The sequence below is a fragment of the Enterococcus sp. AMC1086 genome, from assembly GCF_058216575.1.
The window spans coordinates 1,163,401-1,185,569 of the sequence record NZ_CM177100.1 but is presented as its reverse complement, the minus strand read 5'-3'; the positions used below and the strand labels follow the sequence as shown (position 1 = coordinate 1,185,569).

Genomic DNA, 22,169 nt, shown 5'->3' with positions numbered 1-22,169 from the left:
TAGTCCACGCGGATCAGATGCTATTTACCTACCTTCACTCAGCGCTTTTACATCTACTCGTACTTTTTCAAGTAAACGCATTTTATGATTCCAGCACTCAGTCGATAAATCAACTGGATATTTTTGTGGATTAAGATCACGTTTGTATTCTTCCCATAGTGAATCAAGATTTTCTTTTGCGTAGCTTTTGATTTCTTCTAAAGTAGGCATTTCGTAAACTCGTTTTCCATCAACAAAAATATCTTGTAAAACAGCTCTCGCTTCAAAATCTCTGACTGTCTTATTAATAAAGGTATGGACTGGATGGAACATATAGATTTCTTCTTGCTTGCGTGGATCTTCATCCCACAAGGTGACATAATCACCTTCAGATTTTTTATCTGACTTACGCGTAATACGCCAAACTTGTTTTTTCCCAGGTGTTGTCACTTTTTCTGCATTACTTGAAAGTTTGATAGTATCTTCCATCTTGCCATTTTCATCTTCAATTGATACCAATTTAAAGACCGCACCTAAAGCGGGTTGATCATAGGCCGTGATCAATTTCGTTCCAACGCCCCAGACATCGATTTTGGCTTTTTGCATTTTTAAACTTAAAATCGTATTTTCATCTAAGTCATTTGACGCATAGATTTTAGCTTCTGTGTAGCCTGCCTCATCTAATTGTTCACGCACTCGTTTTGAAATATAAGCCATATCTCCACTATCAAGACGAACGCCTAGAAAATTGATTTTATCACCCATTTCCCTTGCTACACGAATTGCACTTGGAACTCCTGATTTTAAGGTATCGTAAGTATCCACTAAAAAGACGCATTCTTTATGTGTTTGGGCATAAGCTGTGAAGGCATCATAATCATTTCCGTAGGACTGTACCAAAGAATGTGCATGTGTTCCACTGACAGGAATACCGAAGATTTTACCTGCTCGAACATTACTTGTCGCATCAGCTCCGCCAATATAAGCTGCACGTGTTCCCCAAATGGCTGCATCTAATTCTTGAGCACGGCGAGTACCAAATTCCATCAAAGGATCGTCCTCAATAACAGATTTAATTCGTGCCGCTTTTGTTGCAATCAGGGTTTGAAAATTTACCATGTTCAAAAGAGCTGTTTCGATTAGCTGGCATTGCGCTAAAGGTCCTTCAACTTGAATCAACGGTTCATTATTGAAAACTAAATCTCCTTCTAAAGCAGAACGAACGGTACACTTAAATTCAAACTCTTTTAAGTACCTCAAAAAATCTTCCGGATAATCCTCTACTTCTCGAAGATAAGCAATATCTGTCTCTGTAAAAGTTAAATGCTCTAAATAATCGACCAGACGTTCCAAACCTGCAAAAATAGCATAGCCATGATTAAAAGGCATTTCTCTAAAATAACATTCAAATACAGAATGTAAGTCTGCTCTACCTAATTTCCAATACGTTTGCATCATGTTGATTTGATACAGATCAGTATGTAACGTTAAGCTATCATCATCATAAACTTTCTTCATTTCAGTTTGCCACCCTTTATTTTTTCTAGAATTTTAATTTCTATTATAACAAAAAACTGTCTTTTTAACTAAAAACTTCTTTTAAGAAGTTTTTTTCTTGAAGATAAAAAACTTGCTGAAGAAGTAATTCAATACAACCACAGCAACTTGAGTCACCATTTTTGCCCAAAAATCAGAGATGTGCATCCATTCAATCATTAAAATCATCAAAGCCATATCAACAACGAATGATAAAATACGATACCAATAGAATAGTAGCATTTCTCTAACAAAAGAGCTAATATCCTCATGACTACTCGCAAAAACAAAGTACTTGTTTGTGAAAAAGGCAAACAACACTGATAAAAACCAGCCAATTGCATTACTTATTTTATAGTCGATTTCTAATACATCCTTACAGATGAAAAAAATAACTATATTAACGATCGTCGTCGCCACACCAAAAACTAAATATGAAATCACTTCTTTATATTTATGAAATAATTCTTTCAACTTTCACGCTTCCTTTCGTTCCTCTTCTTATTTTATCAAAGTTAGAATAGAAATCCTACTGATTTTCCAGTTTCTCCTATTTAATTATTGGTTTAGAAAAAGTTATAGTATGAAATCACTTCGTTGCGATGCAAATCGATACGTTTAAATCAAGTAATTAAAAATGTTGCTTCCAGCCATAATTTAAACTCCCCAAAAAAAGTTAAATTACAACTTTTTCTGAGGAGTTTCTATTTTTATCAGGGAGTAATATTTTTTTGAATCACAATAATATCTTTTCGAGGTGCGCTGAATGAATAGCCTTTTTGTTGCATTTCATTTTTAACACCTATTTGAACTGTTACTTCGTCTCTTGTCGTGTTCAAAAGTTTTTTGATTACATATTCGACCTCTTTTTTAGCGATTTTCTTTTTAGTGTTGATCATTATGATATCGATCTTATCGAATGCATCTGCGTAAATAATTTGTGTACGGTCGAGTGCATATAATTTAAAAAATTTAATTGCTTTAGTGCCAAATACAAACTTAGTGATATTTGGATAAAAATATTCTAAGTCCAGGTTTCTATTAATGGGGGTTTCAATTAATTTCATTTGTCTAGCTCCTTAATTATATATAACTTCTCTTGATAATCTCACATAAAAATTTTACTCTTTCATCTTCGCTTTGTAAATCAAAATATTCGTTTTTGTAAATAAATATGGTATGCTAAAAAAACCGTTGACCTTTACGTTAGGTTAAGGTTTATACTAATTTCATACAGGAGGGAAAAAGATGGAATACACAATTAAAAAAATTGCTGAATTATCCGGAATCAGCACTCGAACATTGCGGTATTATGATGAAATCGATCTTTTAAAACCTGCACGTATCAATTCTTCTGGCTACCGCATTTACGGAACGAAAGAAGTAGACAAACTGCAACAGATTCTTTTTTATCGTTCGATGGAGTTAAAATTAGAAGAAATCCAAAAATTGCTAAACACACCCAACTATGATCCCAAACACGCGTTACAGGATCATTATCAACAATTATTGGAAAAACGTCAGCAAATCGATCATCTCATCCTCACTGTAGAAAAAACATTACGTTATCAAAAAGGAGAACTATATATGACTGACAAAGAAAAATTTGTAGGTTTTAAACAAAAAAAACTACAAGAAAACGAACAAACATATGGCAATGAAATCCGTAAAAAATATGGAGAAGAAACAGTAGAAGCATCTAATCAAAAATGGTTGAATCTAAGTGAAGAGGATTTTTCCAGCATGGAAACAGCTGAAGAAGAGATGCTTGAAGCCTTAAAAATCGTGATAGCGACCAAAGAATATCGTTCAGATGAGGCTAAAACTGTATTTTTAAAACACAAAGAATGGCTACAGTATACTTCACCAGCCTATTCACCTGAAATGCATAGAGGTTTAGGCCAAATGTATGTTGGTGATGAACGATTTGCGGCTTATTACGATGAACGAGTAGGAGCCTTAGCCGCTCAAACTCTAAATCAAATTATTCAAAATTTTGCAAAATAAACAAAAGATTTTTTAAACAATTAAAGGATTAAAATATTTTAAGGGTCAAAAGTGTGCTTCTTTAAGCTACACCTTTGACCCTTAAATTCTTATGTGTACTAGCGAAAATCATTTCATTTGTTTTGAATGACTAAAATAGACCAAAGAAAGCAAATCCAAATAAAATCAGTAAAAAAATAGTTATTGCTGCTGATTTAAGTCTTCGTTTTCTCCGTTTCGCAATAAAATTGGCATTTTTCAAAAGCTCTTGTTTATAACTAGCAGCATACTTGATTTGCGTGATATCATAGTAAAAAAATTGCAATGGTTGTTCTAAGGTTTTCTCATCTAATTCATTCGTAAACCCCACTAATAATGTATACTGTCTGATTTTTGATGGGAAGTTTCGGGAATTTTTCTTTTTTAACTTTACAAATAGCTCTTGATCATCTAAAAAGTAATACGCTTGATCATCTTCTTGAACTTCGATCGATTCCATTTTTTGAAATTCTGCAGGTAATTCCCCTTTAATCTGCTGGAAATACCTTTCAAAGACTTCTGCACGTAAATAACGAAGAATATAGACAACTAAAGCTATCTCAATAAGAAATAATAACACCAACACAGCTCTAACTATTGATTCAGATAGACCGATACCAATAGCTGTTACCAACATGATTGCTAAAAGACTCATTAAATATTTTTGATACTGTTTCATGTACAATTGTCTGATGCCTGATTGATAATATTCTAGATCATGTTCGATATTCTCTTTGATTTCTTCCATTGTTACTCCTCCCACTTTACAATGTACTTTTTTTACTTCCAATGATTTCGTCAAAAATAAAGGTGCCAACACCGCCATCCAAGCAATCTCCGATAATCAACTGACACTGCTCTTTTACAATTTCCTTGGCATTCCCTACTGCAACTGGAATATCGACAACTTCCAACATGGCTAAATCATTTTCACCATCGCCGATACCAAAACTACGTGCATCTGGATAATTTTTCATGAACTCATTAATAGCATTGCCTTTGCTACTCTTTGGATTAACAATTTCCAAACATTGTGTAAATGAAGAAAAAACATCTGCCGACTCACTACTCAATAACTCGCGCAACGTCTCATGCTCTTCATCGCTTGCTTCCATCAATTCTATTTTCATCACTTTTAATTCTGGATGTTTTTTCAAATAAGTAAATGGATCTTTCACATGCTGACATTGTTCTTTGAAGAATGCTTCTTTGAAGTCCATGATTTGCTTGCCAGTTTCTCCCATTGATTCAAGCTTTTGTCTCAATGCAAGTATATTCATTTCGTAATTTTCAACTGGTTTCAAAATGATTCCTTCATTCGTATGGATATGATAAAAAATAGCTCGTTCTTCTAAAATTGCGATGACTCTTTCACATTCAGCCATTGATACACAGTGATTGTACTGAATTGGTTCACCCACCAACTTATGTCCACCACCGTTACTAAAAATAACATCACACTCACTGTCTAATTCATTCATCAATTCAGTCAACTGCGCATAACCGCGCCCACTGATAAAAACAAAATGATCACCCTGATTTTGTAAAGCATAGATTGCATCATAGTTGACTTTTGGCACTTCACCGCCTAAATCTTGAAATGTTCCATCTATATCACAAAAAACAATATTCATTGGTCAAACTCCTTTTTCCTATCGATACATGGCTCTCTTTTTATACTCTATCCTTCATAAAAAAGCATGTATTTTATATTTTTAACTCTTTGAGTATAGCATAAAATCATTAGGATCTTTTTAAATTTATTCATAATAATCAATGAATCAATCCAGCTATTTTCTACTTGGTAATTTTTTTCATTTCAACTAAGCAAAAATAAATTCTTTGATACGGTTGGACTTCATACTGTGGTAAAATGATATATCTCAAATCTAATAAAAAGGAGCACACTTATTGGACTCAAAATCTTTTTTCTCTGGTAGCCAATTGAAATGGATTGCTATTATCGCTATGCTGCTCGATCATACTGCAAAAATCATTCCTTTTCAGCCCTCTGTAACACTGTCGGTTCCGTATGCAGTTGAACCAACTACGAATAATTTGATTGATTTAAGCCAAGCACTTTTCCCCGTATTTATTATGATCGGAAGACTGGCTTTCCCTATATTCTGTTTTTTACTGGTAGAAGGATTTATTCATACTTCGAATACTAAAAAATATCTACTCCGTCTATCCTTATTTGCTTTCATTTCTGAGATACCTTATGATCTGGCTTTTTCACATCGAATAGTCGATTTGAAAAGTCAAAATGTCTTTTTCACCTTATTGATTGGTTTGTTGGTCATTATTGGTTTACAACGATTAAAGAATCACTCAGTAAAGAATATTTTTTTCTCTATTATTATAGTAGGATTAGGGATTTTTACAGCGCAATGGCTGCATACCGATTATGGCGGTTGGATTGGGGTTTTGTTGATTGTCGTTTTGTACCTATTTAGAGATTTTCATCTGTTTAAATGTGTTCTTGGAGCACTTATTCTTTTACAAAATAGTTGGTTTGGGTTGATTGCTTTTATTCCCATCTATTTTTATAATGGTCAGCGTGGAAAGCAATGGAAATATTTTTTTTATTGGTTTTATCCAGCTCATTTGTTGGTGTTAATAGGGATTCAACAGTTTTTGATTCTGCCTTATTTCTGTTAGATAATCAGACAATTGAAACAAGAAAACGAGGATGATACAAAAGTATTTTTTACTTTTGTATCATCCTCATTTTTATTGATTAAAGCTTGATTACATCATGCCACTTACTATCAACTAAAATAACCGACTAGTTTAAATTAGTGTAAAAACACTGATTGATACCTTTTCTTTTAAAAATAGACTAGTAAACACTAATAGAGTTTTTGATTTTTAATTGCTTCTATTTTTAAGAATTTTGAGCACTTACTATTTAATCAATCCAGTAAATTTGAATAGCCTATCTTTTTCTCGTATTAATGGTTTACATTAAATGGTGTTTATGATTTTAATCAACTACTAACTCATAAATACCAGGATTTGTTCCATCGTATCCCTTGGCAAACTGGTCTCCTGAGTTATAAATAATATCTGCCTCTTTATTCATCCACGCAGAATTCGATAATCCTGTATTATATACTTTTTTAAATCTGAACTCTTTTCCTAAAATTAATTTTGACACTGCCGAATTGGTGAATAGATACGACATACTCGTTACTTTTTCTGTATTCCAATTGCTAAAATCAACTTCCTGTAATGATGGAGTATCTTTGAACATTTCAGATGCATCTACTACATTACTCATCGTCTTATCGCTAAATTTGACAGTCTGTAACGCGCTTGCTCCTTTGAAAATAGAAATCATACTCTCTACCTTACTCATATCTAATTGACTCATATCTATTGTGGTAAGTGTTTTAGCGTCTTTAAACATACTTCCCATCGTACTTACTTTGCTTGTGTCTAATTGATTGATATTTACTTTTGTAAGAGCAGTATTACTAAACATGCTTTCCATCGTCGTTACGTCACTTGTATCCAAATTATTCAGCTGTTTAATTTCTTTTAAGTTCGTTAGATTTTCAAATAAATGATTAGCAGCTCTTAACTTCAATTTTTCTGAAAAATCGATCATTTCTATTTGTTGTGGATCAATGTTATTTTGTTCCGCAAACTTCTTCATTGTATAACTATACGCAAAAGTCCCTTTCTTAAAAGTGAGCGTTTTAGTTATTTGATCCCATGTGTAATCCGCCGTACTATTCCCAATTGTATAGGTCCCTGGAACTGTTCCATCGTATCCTGAGACAAACTCTGTTCCTGAGTTATAAATAGTATCTGCCTCTTTATTCATCCACGCAGAATTCGATAATCCTGTATTATATACTTTTTTAAATCTGAACTCTTTTCCTAAAATTAATTTTGACACTGCCGAATTGGTGAATAGATACGACATACTCGTTACTTTTTCTGTATTCCAATTGCTAAAATCAACTTCCTGTAATGACGGAGTATCTTTGAACATTTCAGATGCACCTACTACATTACTCATCGTCTTATCGCTAAATTTGACAGTCTGTAACGCGCTTGCTCCTTTGAAGATAGAAGTCATACTCTCTACCTTACTCATATCTAATTGACTCATATCTATTGTGGTAAGTGTTTTAGCACCCATAAACATTTTTTCCATCGTTGTTACTCCGCTTGTGTCTAAGTTCTCTATACGAATGATAGTTTCCAAATCAGATAATCCTGCAAACAAAGAACTAGAATTTCCACCAGCTTTTACAGGCGCAACAAAACGAATATTTTTAATTTTTTTACCATTTAAAACACTATTTTTTTCAATTTCTTGCGCAATAGATTTACCTTCTGGAAATTGACCGTCATAAAAACTTAACGTTTGAGATTCTTCATTCCATCCCCATTCAGCAGTACCAAATTTCCCCATGGTCTTACTATTAGTAGTGTAAAGATTAATATCGTAAGCAGTTGTTGCTCCATCATTTTTAGGTTCTGTACTCCAATTAATACGACGTCCATTTGCCTCATCAGCATCAGAATATTTAGCATAATTAGAGTCAAGTATATTTTTTCTTAAAAATGGATACTTCTCATAATTGATATAACTGTAGTCACATCTTATAATATTTGAAGAAGGATTATATTTATATCTAACAACAACGGAAATACTCTCATTACTGGTAATTTTTATTGGCTTTTTCAATGCAATTCTTTTAGTTCCAGAACTCTCCATTATCCCAGAGGCAACTTTTTCATAATCCTTCAAGGATGTTTTTTTATTATTCTTTGGATTTATATAGATTTCATAAGGTGCATTAGCTTGATTACTGTTAATAGATACAGCAACAATTGTTTCATCCTTACTTGCATCAATAGAAAAATCATTTGAGAAAAGCATTGATTCTGTTGGCTTTTCTATTCGTCTAGCCCAACTAGTAGTTTCACCGACTTGAGAAATATAGCTATTGTCATAGTTTTTCTCATTATAAACTTCAGAAATGGATCCAATTTTTGTATCAAATAAGAACTTGTCTTCATAAGAAACATAGTAATAACCATTTTTACCATATCTAGTGCCCCAACTATTCTTCATCACAAAAGCACCATTGTTCTTAGGACGGTTTCCTAGTTTAAAATTATCTTTATTATAATTATCGTCCCAACCTACCAAAATCGTTTCATGATTTGTACCTGGAAACTTTTCATAATTATTATAAATACCACCAGTTACTTCATTGATATTTGCTTTAAAGTTTGTATTATACTCATAAGTAATTGCACCATTTTCTTTAATTAGTTGTTTCATAAATTGGACAATTTTCGCTTTTTCCTCGTTAGTTGAATGGGCTGAGGCATTATATGTTACATAGGAAGCAACATCTAAATCTGGATTTTTACCTAACTCTTCAATTTTAATTGGATCAGTGGAATAGCCCTTATCGAAATTCTGAGTAAGAACAGGTAATCTATTTTGTGTATATAATGGCATCGTCTTTGTCCAAGAATGACTGCTTCCTATACCTTGATTTCTATTTGTTGCATAAGGGTTTTCCCCAACTGTGCCTGTTGCATTACTAGCTGAAATATAGTCAACGTATCTTTCCGAAAAATTATATTGTTTTCCTAGTTTAATAGCTGCTGCGTGTTCAACTAGGCCAGTTGCTGAATAAGCCCAACAAATATCTAATGGACCTTGATTTTTGATTGGTGTTCCTAATTTACCATCGAAATTAAATGTTTCAGGTAATTCCTTCTTATAACTCCTAGTGTTTTTTTCGAATTCTTTTGGAAATTCAAATCTCTCTCGTTTAACCTCTTCATCTTTAACTACAGGGTTATTTTTATTGAATTCATTAATAAAATTTTCTTGTTCTTGCGTTAATCCCTCAGTTGCGTTAGCTCTGAGTGGAAAAAATCCCCCTATACATAAAATAGACAACAATAACCCAACTTTTTTCATTAAACTTCCTCCTTTTCTAACTTAGTGTCTATTATAACTAACTTTTATACAAAAAAAAACCCTATATTAATATTAAATAGAGAATTCAACGCTTAATTTTCTTTTTATGTATTTTCACTTTCAAAAAACGTTTGTTTTTAAGAAGATGTATTTTGCATTCATAATTAATCAAAAGAAAGTTATTAATCTAGGATTATCAAAAGTGACTTTTGGTTATCCTCTGTTTTTTTAGACCTTTGTAGAACTAAGTTGATTGGTGTATTGAAGTGAAATATTTTAGCGTAACTTACAATCTCCCCATTAAAATTATAACGTGAGAATTTCATTCCTTTATGCATTCAAATTTTATAATTTATTAGTAAATATAGACATAAAAATAGCCTCTCCGACGCACCAGACAACTATTTTTTATAAACAAAAAAAGGCTAGGGAATAACTCTATGAGTCATCCCCTAGCCTTAAGGAATCTGAATGGACGATAGCAGCAAAAGTAATTCCTGCTGTCCCAGCTTCCCTTGATTTTTACATCATGCCGCCCATTCCCATTGAAGGATCCATTGGAGGCATTGCAGCACCTGCTGGTTCTGGTTTGTCTGCAACTACTGCTTCTGTAGTCAATAATAAAGCAGCCACTGATGCAGCGTTTTGTAATGCTGAACGCGTTACTTTCGTTGGGTCAACGATTCCTGCTTCTACCATGTTTACCCATTCACCATTTGCAGCGTTGAAACCGATACCTAATTCGATATTTTTTAGTTTATCAACAATTACTGAGCCTTCATAACCAGCATTTTCAGCAATTTGACGAATTGGTTCTTCTAAAGCACGAACAACTATTTTCACACCAGTTGCTACATCACCTTCAGCATCTAATGCAGCGACTTTACCGATAACATTTACCAATGCCGTACCACCACCTGAAACCATACCTTCTTCAACAGCGGCACGAGTAGCGTTCAATGCATCTTCGATACGTAATTTTAATTCTTTTAGTTCTGTTTCTGTTGCAGCTCCAACTTTAACAACTGCCACACCACCAGCTAATTTAGCTAAGCGTTCTTGTAATTTTTCACGATCAAAATCAGATGTTGTTTCTGCAATTTGATTTTTGATTAATTGAACACGAGCATCAATACCCGCTTTTTCGCCAGCGCCTTCAACGATAGTTGTGTTGTCTTTATCTACAACAACTTTACTTGCGTTACCTAAGTTTTCGATCGTTGTATCTTTTAATTCTAGACCTAGATCATCCGTAATCACTGTTGCGCCAGTTAAGATAGCGATATCCTCAAGCATTGCTTTACGACGATCACCAAAACCAGGCGCTTTAACAGCAACTACGTTAAATGTTCCACGAATTTTGTTTAATACTAATGTTGGTAAAGCCTCACCATCAACATCATCAGCAATGATCAATAATGGACGACTTTGTTGTAAAATTTGTTCTAACAATGGCAAGATATCTTGGATGTTAGAGATTTTTTTGTCAGTGATCAAAATATACGGATTTTCTAAGGCAGCTTCCATTTTATCATTGTCTGTCACCATATATTGAGATAAGTAGCCGCGGTCAAATTGCATACCTTCAACGACATCTAATTCCGTTTCGATCCCTTTTGATTCTTCAATGGTAATGACCCCATCATTGCCAACTTTTTCCATTGCGTCAGCGATCAATTGACCTACACGGTCTGATCCAGATGAAACTGCTGCTACTTGTGCAATTGCTTCTTTGGAATCAACGACTGTTGAAATATTGTGTAATTCTTCCACAGCAGTCTTTGTTGCCAATTCGATACCGCGACGAATACCTAATGGATTAGCACCAGCAGTTACGTTTTTCAATCCTTCACGAACGATTGCTTGCGTTAAAACTGTTGCAGTAGTTGTTCCATCTCCTGCGATATCATTGGTTTTAGATGCAACTTCAGAAACTAATTTCGCACCCATGTTTTCAAAATGATCTTCTAATTCGATTTCTTTAGCAATCGTTACCCCATCATTTGTAATCAATGGTGATCCGAAAGATTTTTCTAAAACAACGTTCCGGCCTTTAGGGCCTAATGTTACTTTTACTGTATCTGCTAAAATATCTACGCCACGAAGCATTGCTGCACGTGCATCTTCTGCGAATTTGATTTCTTTTGCCATAATTCCTTCACCTCAAAAATTTTATTTTTTCTATTTTAATTAGTTTTTTCATTTAAAAATGTATTACTCCACAATGGCAATAATGTCTTTACCAGAAACGATCAAATAATCATTTCCTTCGTATTTAACCTCAGTACCTGAATATTTTTCAAACATCACGGTGTCGCCTACTTTTACATCGGCAGGAACTTTTGTACCGTTCTCTAAAACACGGCCTTCACCTACCGCGATAACGTTTCCTGTTTGAGGCTTTTCTTGAGCTGCAGATGCTAAGACAATGCCCCCCACTGTTTTTTCTTCTTCTTTCGCGACTTCAATAACGACGCGATCGCTTAATGGTTTTAACACAATAAATCCCTCCATAAAAAATATTTATCTTTTTTAGCACTCTTAGTTATCGAGTGCTAACTACACTATTTATAATACTCATTTCCCTATCGTTTTGCAAGTCTTTTGACTAATTTTATTGAACAAACAATCGAAGGAAGTCTGTTTTCTAGCAAGATTCGGTATATTTCTTCTATATCTTCTATTTCATGGTAAAATAAAAACAGAAAGAGAGGCGATTGAAATGAAACAACGAATCATGGGAGCTTTGACGATAACAGGACTCTATCTAATTATTGCGAATATTGGGAATTTCTTTTTTGGTGTCAGTAGGCGCGTTGACTGGACGACGACCTTATGGGAAGCGGCATTTTTCTTTGTATTTATCTTTCTATTATTAGGCTATCGTAATAATCATAAAAAATAAGCATCTGCTTGCATTATTACAGACTTTGGTATACGTTTATAGTCTGAAACTATTGGAAGGGGTTTTCTATGTTTATGCCTACAAATATGTCTATTAAAAAAGTAAGTTTTTCAATGATTCTACTCTATGGATTGGTGTTTTTCTCTCCTTATATTTTCAGTCCATTTTCTCCAGATATCGTAATCAGTGGTACAACATTTACCTATATTTTAGGCGCTGGTTTGATGATTTGGCTTTATATAAAAAATAAAGAAACTGCCGTTACAATAGTAGAAAAAGAAGCCAAACTGACCTCACCTGTTTTTATCTTCTTACTTGGTGTCAGTGGTATTTTTTTGGCAATGATCATTCAAACAATTGTGTTCAGTATCGAAACCGCCATCACAGGCGCTGATCCAAATTCACAAAACACGCAAAATATTATCAAAGTTATTTTGGCAAATCCACTGTTTATCTTAGCAACAACAATCGGTGGTCCTATTATGGAAGAATTTGTTTTTCGTCGTTCTATGATTGGTTTAACAGAACCTTATACTGGATTTTGGTTCTCTGCTATTATTAGCTCTGCTTTGTTTTCAGTTATTCATCAAGATGGTCATTTCTTTGTTTATTTCTTTATGGGCTTCTTTTTTGCTCTGCTATATAAAATGACTGGGAAAATTTGGACCTCGATCATCGCGCATTGCGGCATGAATACGATCGTGGTGATTGCTCAACTTGTGATCCATTTTGGAAATATTGAAATGCCTAAATAACATAAAAATAAAAAAGTCCTATGAATGCAAATTTTACAAAAAATGCACTCATAGGACTTTTTTAATTATTCTTTACTATCTTCGATTTCAGTATCAACAAATGTATTATCATTGTGCAAGAAGTAAATCAATGTTTGTAATTCATTCGTCAAGTCGACGTTTTGAATCAAAACATCAGTCGGTGCTACTAAACGAGCCGCAGTAAAGTTCAAAATCCCTTTCACTCCAGCATCAGCCAGCTGACTTACAACTTCTTGGGCTTTTCTGGCCGGTAAAGTCAAGATTGCCACTTCGATTTGTTGTATCCGAATCTGTTCCATCATATCCGTCATTGGATAAACTGGGATACCATCAACGATTCTGCCGACAATATCATCGTTGACATCAAATGCACAACTAACTCGAATGCTGTTACTTTGATGGAATTTATACTTTAGTAAGGCACTTCCTAAGTTACCTACACCAATCAAGGCTACATTTGTAAGTTCATCATCATTCAACGTTTTTGCAAAGAAATTCATCAAATTCTCTACATCATAGCCATAGCCACGCTTACCTAATTCGCCAAAATAAGAAAAATCTCGTCGAATTGTCGCGCTATCTACTTGCACCGCATCACTTAGTTCAGTAGATGAAACTTTATTTTTGCCTGCATCATGCAGAATTCTCAAATAACGATAATATAGGGGAAGGCGTCTTGCAGTTGCTTTTGGAATAATTTGGTCTTTCACAATCGTACCTCCAATACTCTAAATATACACAAATATCCACTTCTCATAATATCAGTTATTCTAGAGAAAAAGCAATCTTACAGCTCAAGAAAAGAAATATTTTTCAAACTTTCTTAAATAGCCCAATTAAAATTTATCTCTTACAGTAGGACAGGTGCTTTTTATGATCAATTTATGCTACACTAAAGGCATCGAAATAGAAATGAGGATGCCCCATGATTTTACTCCAAGCAAACCAAATTGCGCGATATTTTGGCGCAGAGACTTTGTTTGACAACATACAAATGGAGATCAGCACAAACAGCCGAATCGCTTTAGTCGGCCGTAATGGTGCTGGCAAATCTACTCTTTTAAAAATAATTGCTGGGATCGATTCTCCAGATGCTGGTACAATTGCTAAAAATAAAACAGCCAGTCTAGGTTACTTAGCCCAAGACACTGGACTTGATTCTGATAAAACGGTTTGGGATGAAATGCTTGAAGCTTTTGTTGATGTCATCACAATGGAAAAGCGCATGCGTGAATTAGAATTGATCATCAGTGAACTGTTGCCTGATGCATCAAATTATGAATCCGTTATGAAAGAATATGATCGTTTACAACATGATTTTTCAGAAAAAAATGGATACGGTTATGAAAATGAAATTCGCTCTGTCTTACATGGTTTTGGATTCAAAGAAGAATTTTACTCAAAAGACATCAGTACCTTATCTGGTGGACAAAAAACCCGATTAGCGTTAGCTCGTATGCTTTTGCAAAAACCAGATATCCTTATTCTTGACGAACCGACCAACCACTTAGATATTGATACTCTCTCTTGGCTAGAGAATTATTTACCTGGTTACGCTGGTGCACTTTTAATCGTCTCACATGACCGGTATTTTTTGGATAAGGTCGTTACAGAAGTTTATGAAATCAGCCGCCATAAAATGCGTTATTACAAAGGTAACTACTCAAAATATTTGGAATTAAAAGCGGAACAATTGACTAGTGAGTGGAAAGCTTACGAAAAACAGCAAACTGAAATCAATAAATTAGAAGATTTTGTCGCTCGAAACTTAGTAAGAGCGTCTACCACCAAACGAGCACAAAGTCGTAGAAAAACGCTAGAAAAAATGGAACGTTTAGACCGACCACAAGGAGATGAAAAATCTGCGAATTTTCTTTTCGCAATCGATAAAGTTTCTGGAAATGTCGTGCTTCAAGTAGAAGATGCTGCGATTGGTTATGATAAAACTATCTTATCAGAACCCGTTTCCTTAGATATTCGTCGCCAAGAAGCCATTGCGTTGGTTGGACCTAACGGAATTGGAAAATCTACTTTACTAAAATCGATTATTGGATCTATTCCTTTTATTAAAGGAAATGCCACATTAGGCACCAATGTCCAAATCGGCTATTATGATCAAGAACAAGCAAATCTACATGGAACCAAAACTGTTTTGGCAGAACTTTGGGACGAACATCCGACGACTCCTGAAAAAGACATCCGTAATATTTTAGGCAGCTTTTTATTCAGTGGAAATGATGTAGAAAAGACGATTCCTCTTTTGAGTGGCGGTGAAAAAGCCCGCGTTGCTTTAGCAAAATTATCAATGGACAAAGAAAATTTCTTAATTCTGGATGAACCGACCAACCATTTAGATATCGATAATAAAGAAGTTTTAGAAAATGCCTTGATTGATTATGAAGGAACACTTCTGTTCGTTTCACATGACCGGTATTTTATTAATCGGATCGCAACAAAAGTAATTGAACTTTCTGAAACGGGTAGTAAGCTTTACCTTGGGGATTATGATTACTATCTAGAGAAGAAAAAAGAAGAGGAAGAATTAGCTGCATTGTTGGCTGACCAATCTATTTTAAAACAAACAGAAACTAGCAAGCCAAAAAACGATTTCTATCAAAACAAAGAGCAACAAAAAATGATACGTACTTTAAATCGAAAAATTACACAGCTAGAAGAAGATTTAGCAACGTTGGATACGACAATTGCCCAGATAGAACAATCGATGAGTGATTCAACACTCATCGATGACCATGTCAAACTAATGTCTTTAAATCAAGAATTAGAGACGCTGCGGACACAACAAGAACAATTGCTGACTGAGTGGGAAGATCTTAGTTTAGAACTTGAAGAAGTAAATGAAAACAATTGACGAAAGGCGGTCGGACATGACTTCAAAACGCATGAATGTGACCAAACCTAAGTACCAACAAATCGCAGTAGATGTTGCCTCTAAAATCGCAGATCAAACATTTACGGTCGGCGATAAAATCCATGCACGTTCAACTTTAGCTAACAAGTACAGTGTTTCTCCTGAAACTGCCAGAAAAGCAATCAGCGTATTGGTCGATTTAGACATTGTACAAGCGAAACATGGTAGTGGCTTTTATGTTCATTCAATAGAAAAAGCCAAACTATTTGTCGAGCAATACCAAGATGTTCAATCTATCCATGATTTAAAAGATGATTTGATCGATAGTGTAAAAAAACAAAAAGAAGAATTGAGTCACTTCTCAGAAATTTTAGATAAACTTGTTGACCAAACCAAACGTTTTGATTCACTTAATCCACTAAATCCAGTAACGTTTACACTAACAGAAGAAGCGTCTCATTTGGAAATGACGATCAGTGAATTGAACCTCTGGCAAAGTACCTCTGCTACTTTGATTGCAATAAAACATGGTGATGAATTACTGGTTTCACCTGGTCCATATGCCAAACTTACCGCAGGTGATACGATTTATTTTGTTGGACATGAGTCAACATTACAACGGATTCAGAATTTTTTCTATCCGAATCTATAATAAAAAAATGATGAGAACAGCTGTATAGGAAATTATCGAAGGTCCGGCCTATCACCGTCCTTATTTGAATCTCCCGTGACGCGAATAAAACTTTTGACGTTTTATTCGCGCCATTTTTTTGTTTTGTCATCGTTAGGCTAGTAATTTGACAAAGTGACTGCACGATGTTAATCTAGTATGGTCACTTTTTTTACAGAAAAGAAAATGATTTTCTTTACATGTAAAATCAAGTTTTAGCGTTTGAGTTAAACGAACTATTACGCTTTTATTATTATCTGGCTTCAAGAGCTAGCTTCTCAGGAAAAAGATAGAACAGAATGAGAGAAAATGGCTCCGTCACTTTTATCTATTATCCTGTCTAAGCTAAATAAGCTCTTTCAGCTTTTAAATTTAGGAGGAATTTTGTTTTGCCCAAAGTAAAAGTCTCACACTTAACAAAAATATTCGGTAAAAGATCCAAACAAGCACTGGATATGATCAAAGAAAACAAAGATAAAACCGAAATCTTGAAAAAAACCGGTGCTACTGTCGGCGTCTACGATGTCAGTTTTGAAGTAGAAGAAGGAGAAATTTTCGTGATTATGGGTCTTTCTGGTAGTGGGAAATCTACCTTGATCCGTTTATTGAATCGTTTGATCGAACCAACTTCTGGAAATATTTTTATTGACAATCAAGACATCTCAAAATTGGACAAAGAAGGACTTAGAGAAGTTCGTCGTAATAAGATGAGCATGGTGTTCCAAAATTTTGGTCTTTTCCCTCACCGAACTATTCTAGAAAATACAGAGTATGGTTTAGAAGTTCGAGGTGTTCCAAAAGAAGAACGAACAGCTAAAGCAGAACAAGCTTTAGAAAATTCAAGTCTACTAGCATTTAAAGATCAGTTTCCAAATCAATTATCTGGTGGGATGCAACAACGTGTTGGTTTAGCTAGAGCATTGGCCAATGACCCAGAAATTTTACTAATGGATGAAGCTTTTTCAGCACTTGATCCTTTGATTCGTCGGGAAATGCAAGATGAGTTAGTTGATTTACAAGATAATGTGAAAAAGACGATTATTTTTATTACCCACGATTTAAACGAAGCGTTACGTATCGGTGATCGGATCGCTTTAATGAAAGACGGTCAAATCATGCAAATCGGAACAGGTGAAGAAATATTGACGAATCCTGCTAATGATTATGTTCGTACATTCGTTGAGGATGTCGATCGTTCTAAAGTTTTAACCGCTCAAAATATCATGGTTCCTGCATTAACAACCAATATTGAAATCGATGGTCCAACTGTTGCATTGACTCGTATGCGTCAAGAAGAAGTTAGTATGCTTTTAGCCGTTGATAAAAAACGTCAATTAAAGGGTGTCGTAAGAGCTGAACGTGCACTAGAAGCTCGTAAAGCTGGTAAACCTTTAACAGATTATGTAGATACTGATATTACTTCTATCGATAAAGATATGTTAGTCAATGACATATTCCAGATCATCTATGATTCACCCACACCCGTTGCCGTAACTGACAATAATAAATTGCTAGGTGTAGTCATTCGAGGCAGTGTTCTTGAAGCACTAGCAGAAACAGAGGTGAACATTCATGAATAATTATCAATTACCTGTAGCAAATTGGGTCGAAACGATTACAGAATGGATGACGAATACTTTTTCTGGTCTCTTCAGTTTCTTCCAAACAACTGGTCAAAACTTAATGGATGGAATCACTTCACTATTAGTCGCGATTCCACCACTACTATTTATTATCATTTTAACAGCAATTGCTTTCTTTATTTCAAATAAAAAAATTGGGTTAAGTTTGTTTACATTCATTGGTTTACTCTTTATCTATAACCAAAATTTATGGACAGATTTAATGAATACCGTGACGCTAGTTTTACTATCTAGTGTAGTTTCAATCGTCATTGGTGTACCACTTGGAATATTAATGGCTAAAAGTAATAAAGCCCAAAGTATTATTACACCTATCTTAGATTTCATGCAAACTATGCCTGGATTCGTTTACTTGATTCCGGCCGTTGCATTTTTCGGAATCGGTATGGTTCCCGGGGTTTTTGCCTCAGTAATCTTTGCATTACCGCCTACCGTCCGTTTTACTAATCTTGGGATTCGTCAAGTACCAAAAGAGTTGGTCGAAGCTTCTGATTCATTTGGGAGTACAGGCTGGCAAAAATTATTCAAGCTTGAATTACCATTAGCTAAAAACACAATCATGGCTGGTGTCAACCAAACGACAATGCTAGCACTTTCTATGGTGGTGATCGCATCAATGATCGGTGCACCAGGTTTAGGTCGTGGCGTTCTTTCTGCCTTACAACGTGCCCAAGTCGGAAATGGTTTTGTTAATGGTGTCGCATTAGTTATTCTAGCAATCATCATTGATCGCTTTACTCAAAATTTAAACAAGAAAAAAACAACTCCAGCAAAATCAAAACTATCTAAAAAACAAAAGATCAGCGGAATTGTTATTGCCGTTGTAGCTGTCATTGCTGTGATTGCAGGTTCTACTCTTTTCTCTTCTGCTAAAAACGATGAAAAAAATATTTCTCTTTCTTATGTGGAATGGGATACAGAAGTCGCTTCAACTCATGTAGTTGGTGAAGTTTTAAAGGATGTTGGCTATAATGTTTCATTAACACCACTGGATAATGCTATTATGTGGGAATCTATTTCAAAAGGTGAAACAGATGCTATGGTTGCAGCTTGGCTTCCTGGAACTCATGGTGAGCAATACAAGCAGTACAAAGATAAAGTAGATGATCTAGGTGAAAACTTAAAAGGTGCCAAATTAGGTATCGTTGTCCCTGAATATATGGACGTTGATTCAATCGAGGACTTAAAAGATCAAGCTGGTAAAAAAATTACTGGGATAGAACCTGGTGCAGGCGTTGTTGCTGCTGCAGAAAAAACACAAAAAGCATACAACAACTTAGCGGACTGGTCTGTCGAAACCTCTTCTTCTGGCGCAATGACTGTCGCACTTGGACAAGCCATTAAAAACAAAGAAGATATTGTTATTACTGGTTGGTCTCCTCATTGGATGTTTGCTAAATATGATCTTAAATATTTAGAAGATCCAAAAGGCACAATGGGTAGTGAAGAAACAATTCATACAATGGCTAGAAAAGGATTGGAAAAAGAAAATCCTGAAGCTTATACTATTTTAAAAAATTTCCACTGGACAAAAGAAGATATGGAATCTGTTATGTTAGAAATCAATAATGGAACCGAACCAACAAAAGCTGCAAGAGACTGGATCGACAGTCATTCAAAAGAAGTAGCTGAGTGGAAAAAATAATAAAAATGCTACCGTGAATTTTCTCGGTAGCATTTTTTATGGAGTAGTCATCATAAAAATAACCTAATGTAAGCTTATAAAATAAGTTTTTTATAACAGAAATAATTTCCAATGCAAATTTGACACGGGTTTGTCAACTAAAGTGTGTAACTGACAAATTTAAGAACGAAAAAGAACATTAAACCATTCCTAAATAACCTTCGGTTAAAAGGGTATAAGAAAGAAACCTTACCAAAAAAGGAAAATTTGATGTTCTTTTTTGATGCAACAGTGACTAGGAAATATATAAGCTATAAGTGTTGATGCGCTCAGAAAACTGTTCATTCGCCATTAATTGATTTAAGACCATTGGCCAATTGGGAATAAAACCAGCTTTCCATTTCTTTTCTAATTCTTTTACTCGTAGATAAAGAAGCTTTAAAAGGGCGGTTTCATTTGGAAATGCGCCTTTTTTAGTTACTTTTCTAAAGCTAGAATGAATACTTTCAATGGCATTTGTTGTGTACATAATTTTACGCACTGCGCTACCATAATCATAAAGTTGTTCCACATGAGAAAAATTACGTTTCCAAACCTCTACAGCACCTGAGTAGTGTGACCACCGTTTTTGAAAGGCATCAAAAGCACTCTGACAAGCTTTTAACGAAGGAGCACCATAAAACTTTTTCATTTCCCGAGAAAATTCCTTGTAGTCTTTATAAGGAACATACCGAAGCGCATTACGCACTAAATGGACGATACAGCGTTGAACGATCACCTTTGGAAAAATAGATTTTGCTCCATCTTCAAGACCAGAAACACCATCCATAGACATAAAGAAAATGTCCTGTACACCGCGAGATTTCAATTCATCAAAAATCTGCATCCAGCGGTTTTTACTCTCGGTTTCATTCAACCACAACCCTAAAATATCTTTTTTTCCTTTTAAATCATAGCCAAGAATTGTATAAACAGCGTATTCTTTGACTTCATAATTTTCTCTTAACGTCACATACATACAATCCACAAAAACAAAGGCATAACACTTCGCCAAAGGGCGATTTTGCCATTCCTCCAGTTCTGGAAGAACAGAATCGGTGATTGTAGAAATCATTTCGTGAGAAATGGAGAACCCATAAATATCATCAATGGTATGAGCGATGTCTCTTTGAGACATGCCTCTGGCATACATGGACAAAACCTTTGATTCGATAGCTGAAACATCCCGTTCACGTTTCTTAATAAGTTCTGGTTCAAACGTGGCTTCTCTGTCTCTAGGTACATCAATAGGGACTTCTCCAAAGCTTGTTTTTACTTTCTTAGAGCCGAATCCATTTCTTCGATTGTTCGTTTCTTTCTCCTGTTTTGAGTGAATATCGTAGCCTAAATGATGGGTCATTTCGCCTTGAAGCATTTGTTCAAATAAGGGACCAAAAATATCTTTTAGCGCTTCTTGCATGTCATCGACATTTTCAGGATTGTAGTTTTCTAGAATAGTTTTCGCTAGTTCGACGGTTTTAGAATCTCTTTTCTGTCTTGCCATATTCTCGCATCCTTTCATTTTTATTTTATCTGAATTTTCTTTACACGAAAAGAAAAACTGTATAAGTAACTTATCTAGAATTAGCTACTTACACAGTTTATTTTACACTCTCTTTGACACTCTCTTAGTTGTAACATATTTACTCAATTATTTTCTCCTTTTTTGAAGACTAATTTCTCCTTAGATTCTTAAAATAACTTTCTTTAATCTAAATTTTTATTACAAACTTTTTACTTCTAATGCAGAGTTCTCTTGCATAGCTTCGTACATAGCTTCTTTTAACACATCAAATAAATTTTCCCCATCACTTGTGACAAAATAGTCTGATAAGTTTTTAATATCTTTACTAATATTATTCTCCCATGGTGGTCTTTTTTCCAAATTTTCAATATCCCAAATAATCTTATCAGGAGAAATTTTCGAAAACTCCTCCTTAATAGTTTTTAATTCTTTTTGTGCTATATGAATATCTTCAACAGATATCTCACCTTCATACAAATTATTCATAACAATTGGGAATTTACTTCCCCACTTCATATTTTCTAAATTACCACATATAGTTGAAAAAAATGAATGAAAAAAGTCCCCAGTTCCTATTGAAAACCATAAAAAATCTACTTTGATTCCAACTGCCACT

Annotated in this window: 19 protein-coding genes; 8 read left to right on the top strand and 11 right to left on the bottom strand. The window is 34.6% G+C overall.

Going from position 1 to position 22,169, the window contains the following annotated elements:
• Window positions 1-24: 24 nt before the first annotated feature.
• The 3 genes from AC4BC4_RS05535 to AC4BC4_RS05525 all read right to left on the bottom strand — a co-directional run bounded on the left by AC4BC4_RS05535 (window position 25) and on the right by AC4BC4_RS05525 (window position 2,582).
• Window positions 25-1,497 carry a nicotinate phosphoribosyltransferase gene (locus tag AC4BC4_RS05535; protein WP_490477039.1) on the bottom strand — a complete coding sequence of 491 codons (1,473 nt, stop codon included), beginning with the start codon at window positions 1,495-1,497 and terminating at the stop codon, window positions 25-27.
• A gap of 81 nt (window positions 1,498-1,578) precedes the next feature.
• On the bottom strand, window positions 1,579-1,989 hold the full coding sequence (locus AC4BC4_RS05530) for a GtrA family protein (protein ID WP_490477038.1): 411 nt from the start codon (window positions 1,987-1,989) through the stop codon (window positions 1,579-1,581).
• Window positions 1,990-2,228: 239 nt separating this feature from the next.
• Window positions 2,229-2,582 (bottom strand): DUF1827 family protein, encoded by a 354-nt coding sequence (locus tag AC4BC4_RS05525; protein WP_490477037.1) that lies wholly within the window; start codon window positions 2,580-2,582, stop codon window positions 2,229-2,231.
• A gap of 181 nt (window positions 2,583-2,763) precedes the next feature.
• On the opposite strand from AC4BC4_RS05525, the gene AC4BC4_RS05520 reads away from it, so the two are divergent.
• Entirely contained in the window at window positions 2,764-3,522 is a 759-nt protein-coding gene (locus tag AC4BC4_RS05520) for a MerR family transcriptional regulator (RefSeq protein ID WP_490477036.1), read from the top strand.
• 130 nt (window positions 3,523-3,652) lie between these two features.
• Here the strand turns inward: AC4BC4_RS05520 and AC4BC4_RS05515 are convergent, their stop codons facing one another.
• Both AC4BC4_RS05515 and AC4BC4_RS05510 read right to left on the bottom strand, forming a co-directional pair.
• A complete protein-coding gene (locus tag AC4BC4_RS05515) occupies window positions 3,653-4,288 on the bottom strand; it encodes a hypothetical protein (protein ID WP_490477035.1) in 636 nt (211 codons plus the stop codon).
• Window positions 4,289-4,304: 16 nt separating this feature from the next.
• Window positions 4,305-5,174 (bottom strand): HAD-IIB family hydrolase, encoded by an 870-nt coding sequence (locus AC4BC4_RS05510; protein ID WP_490477034.1) that lies wholly within the window; start codon window positions 5,172-5,174, stop codon window positions 4,305-4,307.
• Window positions 5,175-5,451: 277 nt separating this feature from the next.
• On the opposite strand from AC4BC4_RS05510, the gene AC4BC4_RS05505 reads away from it, so the two are divergent.
• Window positions 5,452-6,201, top strand: a complete 750-nt coding sequence (locus AC4BC4_RS05505) for a TraX family protein (RefSeq protein ID WP_490477033.1) — start codon at window positions 5,452-5,454, stop codon at window positions 6,199-6,201.
• A 325-nt stretch (window positions 6,202-6,526) separates the two neighbouring features.
• Here the strand turns inward: AC4BC4_RS05505 and AC4BC4_RS05500 are convergent, their stop codons facing one another.
• From AC4BC4_RS05500 to groES, 3 genes are all read right to left on the bottom strand, one after another.
• On the bottom strand, window positions 6,527-9,502 hold the full coding sequence (locus tag AC4BC4_RS05500; protein WP_490477032.1) for a BspA family leucine-rich repeat surface protein: 2,976 nt from the start codon (window positions 9,500-9,502) through the stop codon (window positions 6,527-6,529).
• Window positions 9,503-10,024: 522 nt separating this feature from the next.
• Window positions 10,025-11,653, bottom strand: a complete 1,629-nt coding sequence (groL, locus tag AC4BC4_RS05495) for a chaperonin GroEL (RefSeq protein WP_438758738.1) — start codon at window positions 11,651-11,653, stop codon at window positions 10,025-10,027.
• Between the two features lie 63 nt (window positions 11,654-11,716).
• The gene (gene groES / locus AC4BC4_RS05490) at window positions 11,717-12,001 is read right to left on the bottom strand and encodes a co-chaperone GroES (protein ID WP_069639783.1); all 285 of its coding nucleotides are present in this window, start codon (window positions 11,999-12,001) and stop codon (window positions 11,717-11,719) included.
• A 223-nt stretch (window positions 12,002-12,224) separates the two neighbouring features.
• Here groES and AC4BC4_RS05485 point away from each other — a divergent pair, with 223 nt between their 5' ends.
• Entirely contained in the window at window positions 12,225-12,407 is a 183-nt protein-coding gene (locus AC4BC4_RS05485; RefSeq protein WP_490477031.1) for a hypothetical protein, read from the top strand.
• Between the two features lie 86 nt (window positions 12,408-12,493).
• Window positions 12,494-13,162, top strand: coding sequence for a CPBP family intramembrane glutamic endopeptidase (locus tag AC4BC4_RS05480; RefSeq protein ID WP_490477351.1), 669 nt, complete (start codon window positions 12,494-12,496; stop codon window positions 13,160-13,162).
• Between the two features lie 65 nt (window positions 13,163-13,227).
• Here AC4BC4_RS05480 and AC4BC4_RS05475 read toward each other — a convergent pair whose 3' ends face one another.
• Window positions 13,228-13,893, bottom strand: coding sequence for a redox-sensing transcriptional repressor Rex (locus tag AC4BC4_RS05475; RefSeq protein WP_438758736.1), 666 nt, complete (start codon window positions 13,891-13,893; stop codon window positions 13,228-13,230).
• 215 nt (window positions 13,894-14,108) lie between these two features.
• Between AC4BC4_RS05475 and AC4BC4_RS05470 the strand changes: the two genes are divergently transcribed.
• The 4 genes from AC4BC4_RS05470 (at window position 14,109) to AC4BC4_RS05455 (ending at window position 20,010) form a co-directional block, all read left to right on the top strand.
• Window positions 14,109-16,052, top strand: a complete 1,944-nt coding sequence (locus AC4BC4_RS05470) for an ABC-F family ATP-binding cassette domain-containing protein (RefSeq protein ID WP_490477030.1) — start codon at window positions 14,109-14,111, stop codon at window positions 16,050-16,052.
• A gap of 16 nt (window positions 16,053-16,068) precedes the next feature.
• Window positions 16,069-16,704, top strand: coding sequence for a GntR family transcriptional regulator (locus tag AC4BC4_RS05465; RefSeq protein WP_438758734.1), 636 nt, complete (start codon window positions 16,069-16,071; stop codon window positions 16,702-16,704).
• A 407-nt stretch (window positions 16,705-17,111) separates the two neighbouring features.
• Window positions 17,112-18,302: a quaternary amine ABC transporter ATP-binding protein gene (locus AC4BC4_RS05460; protein WP_438758733.1), complete on the top strand. Its 1,191-nt coding sequence runs from the start codon at window positions 17,112-17,114 to the stop codon at window positions 18,300-18,302.
• Window positions 18,295-20,010, top strand: coding sequence for an ABC transporter permease/substrate binding protein (locus AC4BC4_RS05455; RefSeq protein WP_438758732.1), 1,716 nt, complete (start codon window positions 18,295-18,297; stop codon window positions 20,008-20,010). The genes AC4BC4_RS05460 and AC4BC4_RS05455 overlap by 8 nt, the downstream gene beginning before the upstream one ends.
• Window positions 20,011-20,284: 274 nt before the next feature.
• On the opposite strand, the gene AC4BC4_RS05450 is transcribed toward AC4BC4_RS05455, so the two are convergent.
• Window positions 20,285-21,532: an IS256 family transposase gene (locus AC4BC4_RS05450; RefSeq protein WP_438755885.1), complete on the bottom strand. Its 1,248-nt coding sequence runs from the start codon at window positions 21,530-21,532 to the stop codon at window positions 20,285-20,287.
• Window positions 21,533-21,751: 219 nt separating this feature from the next.
• Window positions 21,752-22,168 (bottom strand): immunity 70 family protein, encoded by a 417-nt coding sequence (locus AC4BC4_RS05445; protein ID WP_490477029.1) that lies wholly within the window; start codon window positions 22,166-22,168, stop codon window positions 21,752-21,754.
• Window position 22,169: the final 1 nt, after the last annotated feature.

What these genes read in the sequence shown, in the direction of transcription:
- AC4BC4_RS05450 (WP_438755885.1), bottom strand. Translation starts at nt 21,532, where the DNA reads ATGGCAAGACAGAAAAGAGATTCTAAAACCGTCGAACTAGCGAAAACT.
- AC4BC4_RS05465 (WP_438758734.1), top strand. Translation starts at nt 16,069, where the DNA reads ATGACTTCAAAACGCATGAATGTGACCAAACCTAAGTACCAACAAATC.
- AC4BC4_RS05515 (WP_490477035.1), bottom strand. Translation starts at nt 4,288, where the DNA reads ATGGAAGAAATCAAAGAGAATATCGAACATGATCTAGAATATTATCAA.
- AC4BC4_RS05525 (WP_490477037.1), bottom strand. Translation starts at nt 2,582, where the DNA reads ATGAAATTAATTGAAACCCCCATTAATAGAAACCTGGACTTAGAATAT.
- AC4BC4_RS05485 (WP_490477031.1), top strand. Translation starts at nt 12,225, where the DNA reads ATGAAACAACGAATCATGGGAGCTTTGACGATAACAGGACTCTATCTA.
- AC4BC4_RS05520 (WP_490477036.1), top strand. Translation starts at nt 2,764, where the DNA reads ATGGAATACACAATTAAAAAAATTGCTGAATTATCCGGAATCAGCACT.
- AC4BC4_RS05535 (WP_490477039.1), bottom strand. Translation starts at nt 1,497, where the DNA reads ATGAAGAAAGTTTATGATGATGATAGCTTAACGTTACATACTGATCTG.
- groL (WP_438758738.1), bottom strand. Translation starts at nt 11,653, where the DNA reads ATGGCAAAAGAAATCAAATTCGCAGAAGATGCACGTGCAGCAATGCTT.
- AC4BC4_RS05455 (WP_438758732.1), top strand. Translation starts at nt 18,295, where the DNA reads ATGAATAATTATCAATTACCTGTAGCAAATTGGGTCGAAACGATTACA.
- AC4BC4_RS05500 (WP_490477032.1), bottom strand. Translation starts at nt 9,502, where the DNA reads ATGAAAAAAGTTGGGTTATTGTTGTCTATTTTATGTATAGGGGGATTT.
- AC4BC4_RS05510 (WP_490477034.1), bottom strand. Translation starts at nt 5,174, where the DNA reads ATGAATATTGTTTTTTGTGATATAGATGGAACATTTCAAGATTTAGGC.
- AC4BC4_RS05470 (WP_490477030.1), top strand. Translation starts at nt 14,109, where the DNA reads ATGATTTTACTCCAAGCAAACCAAATTGCGCGATATTTTGGCGCAGAG.
- AC4BC4_RS05480 (WP_490477351.1), top strand. Translation starts at nt 12,494, where the DNA reads ATGTCTATTAAAAAAGTAAGTTTTTCAATGATTCTACTCTATGGATTG.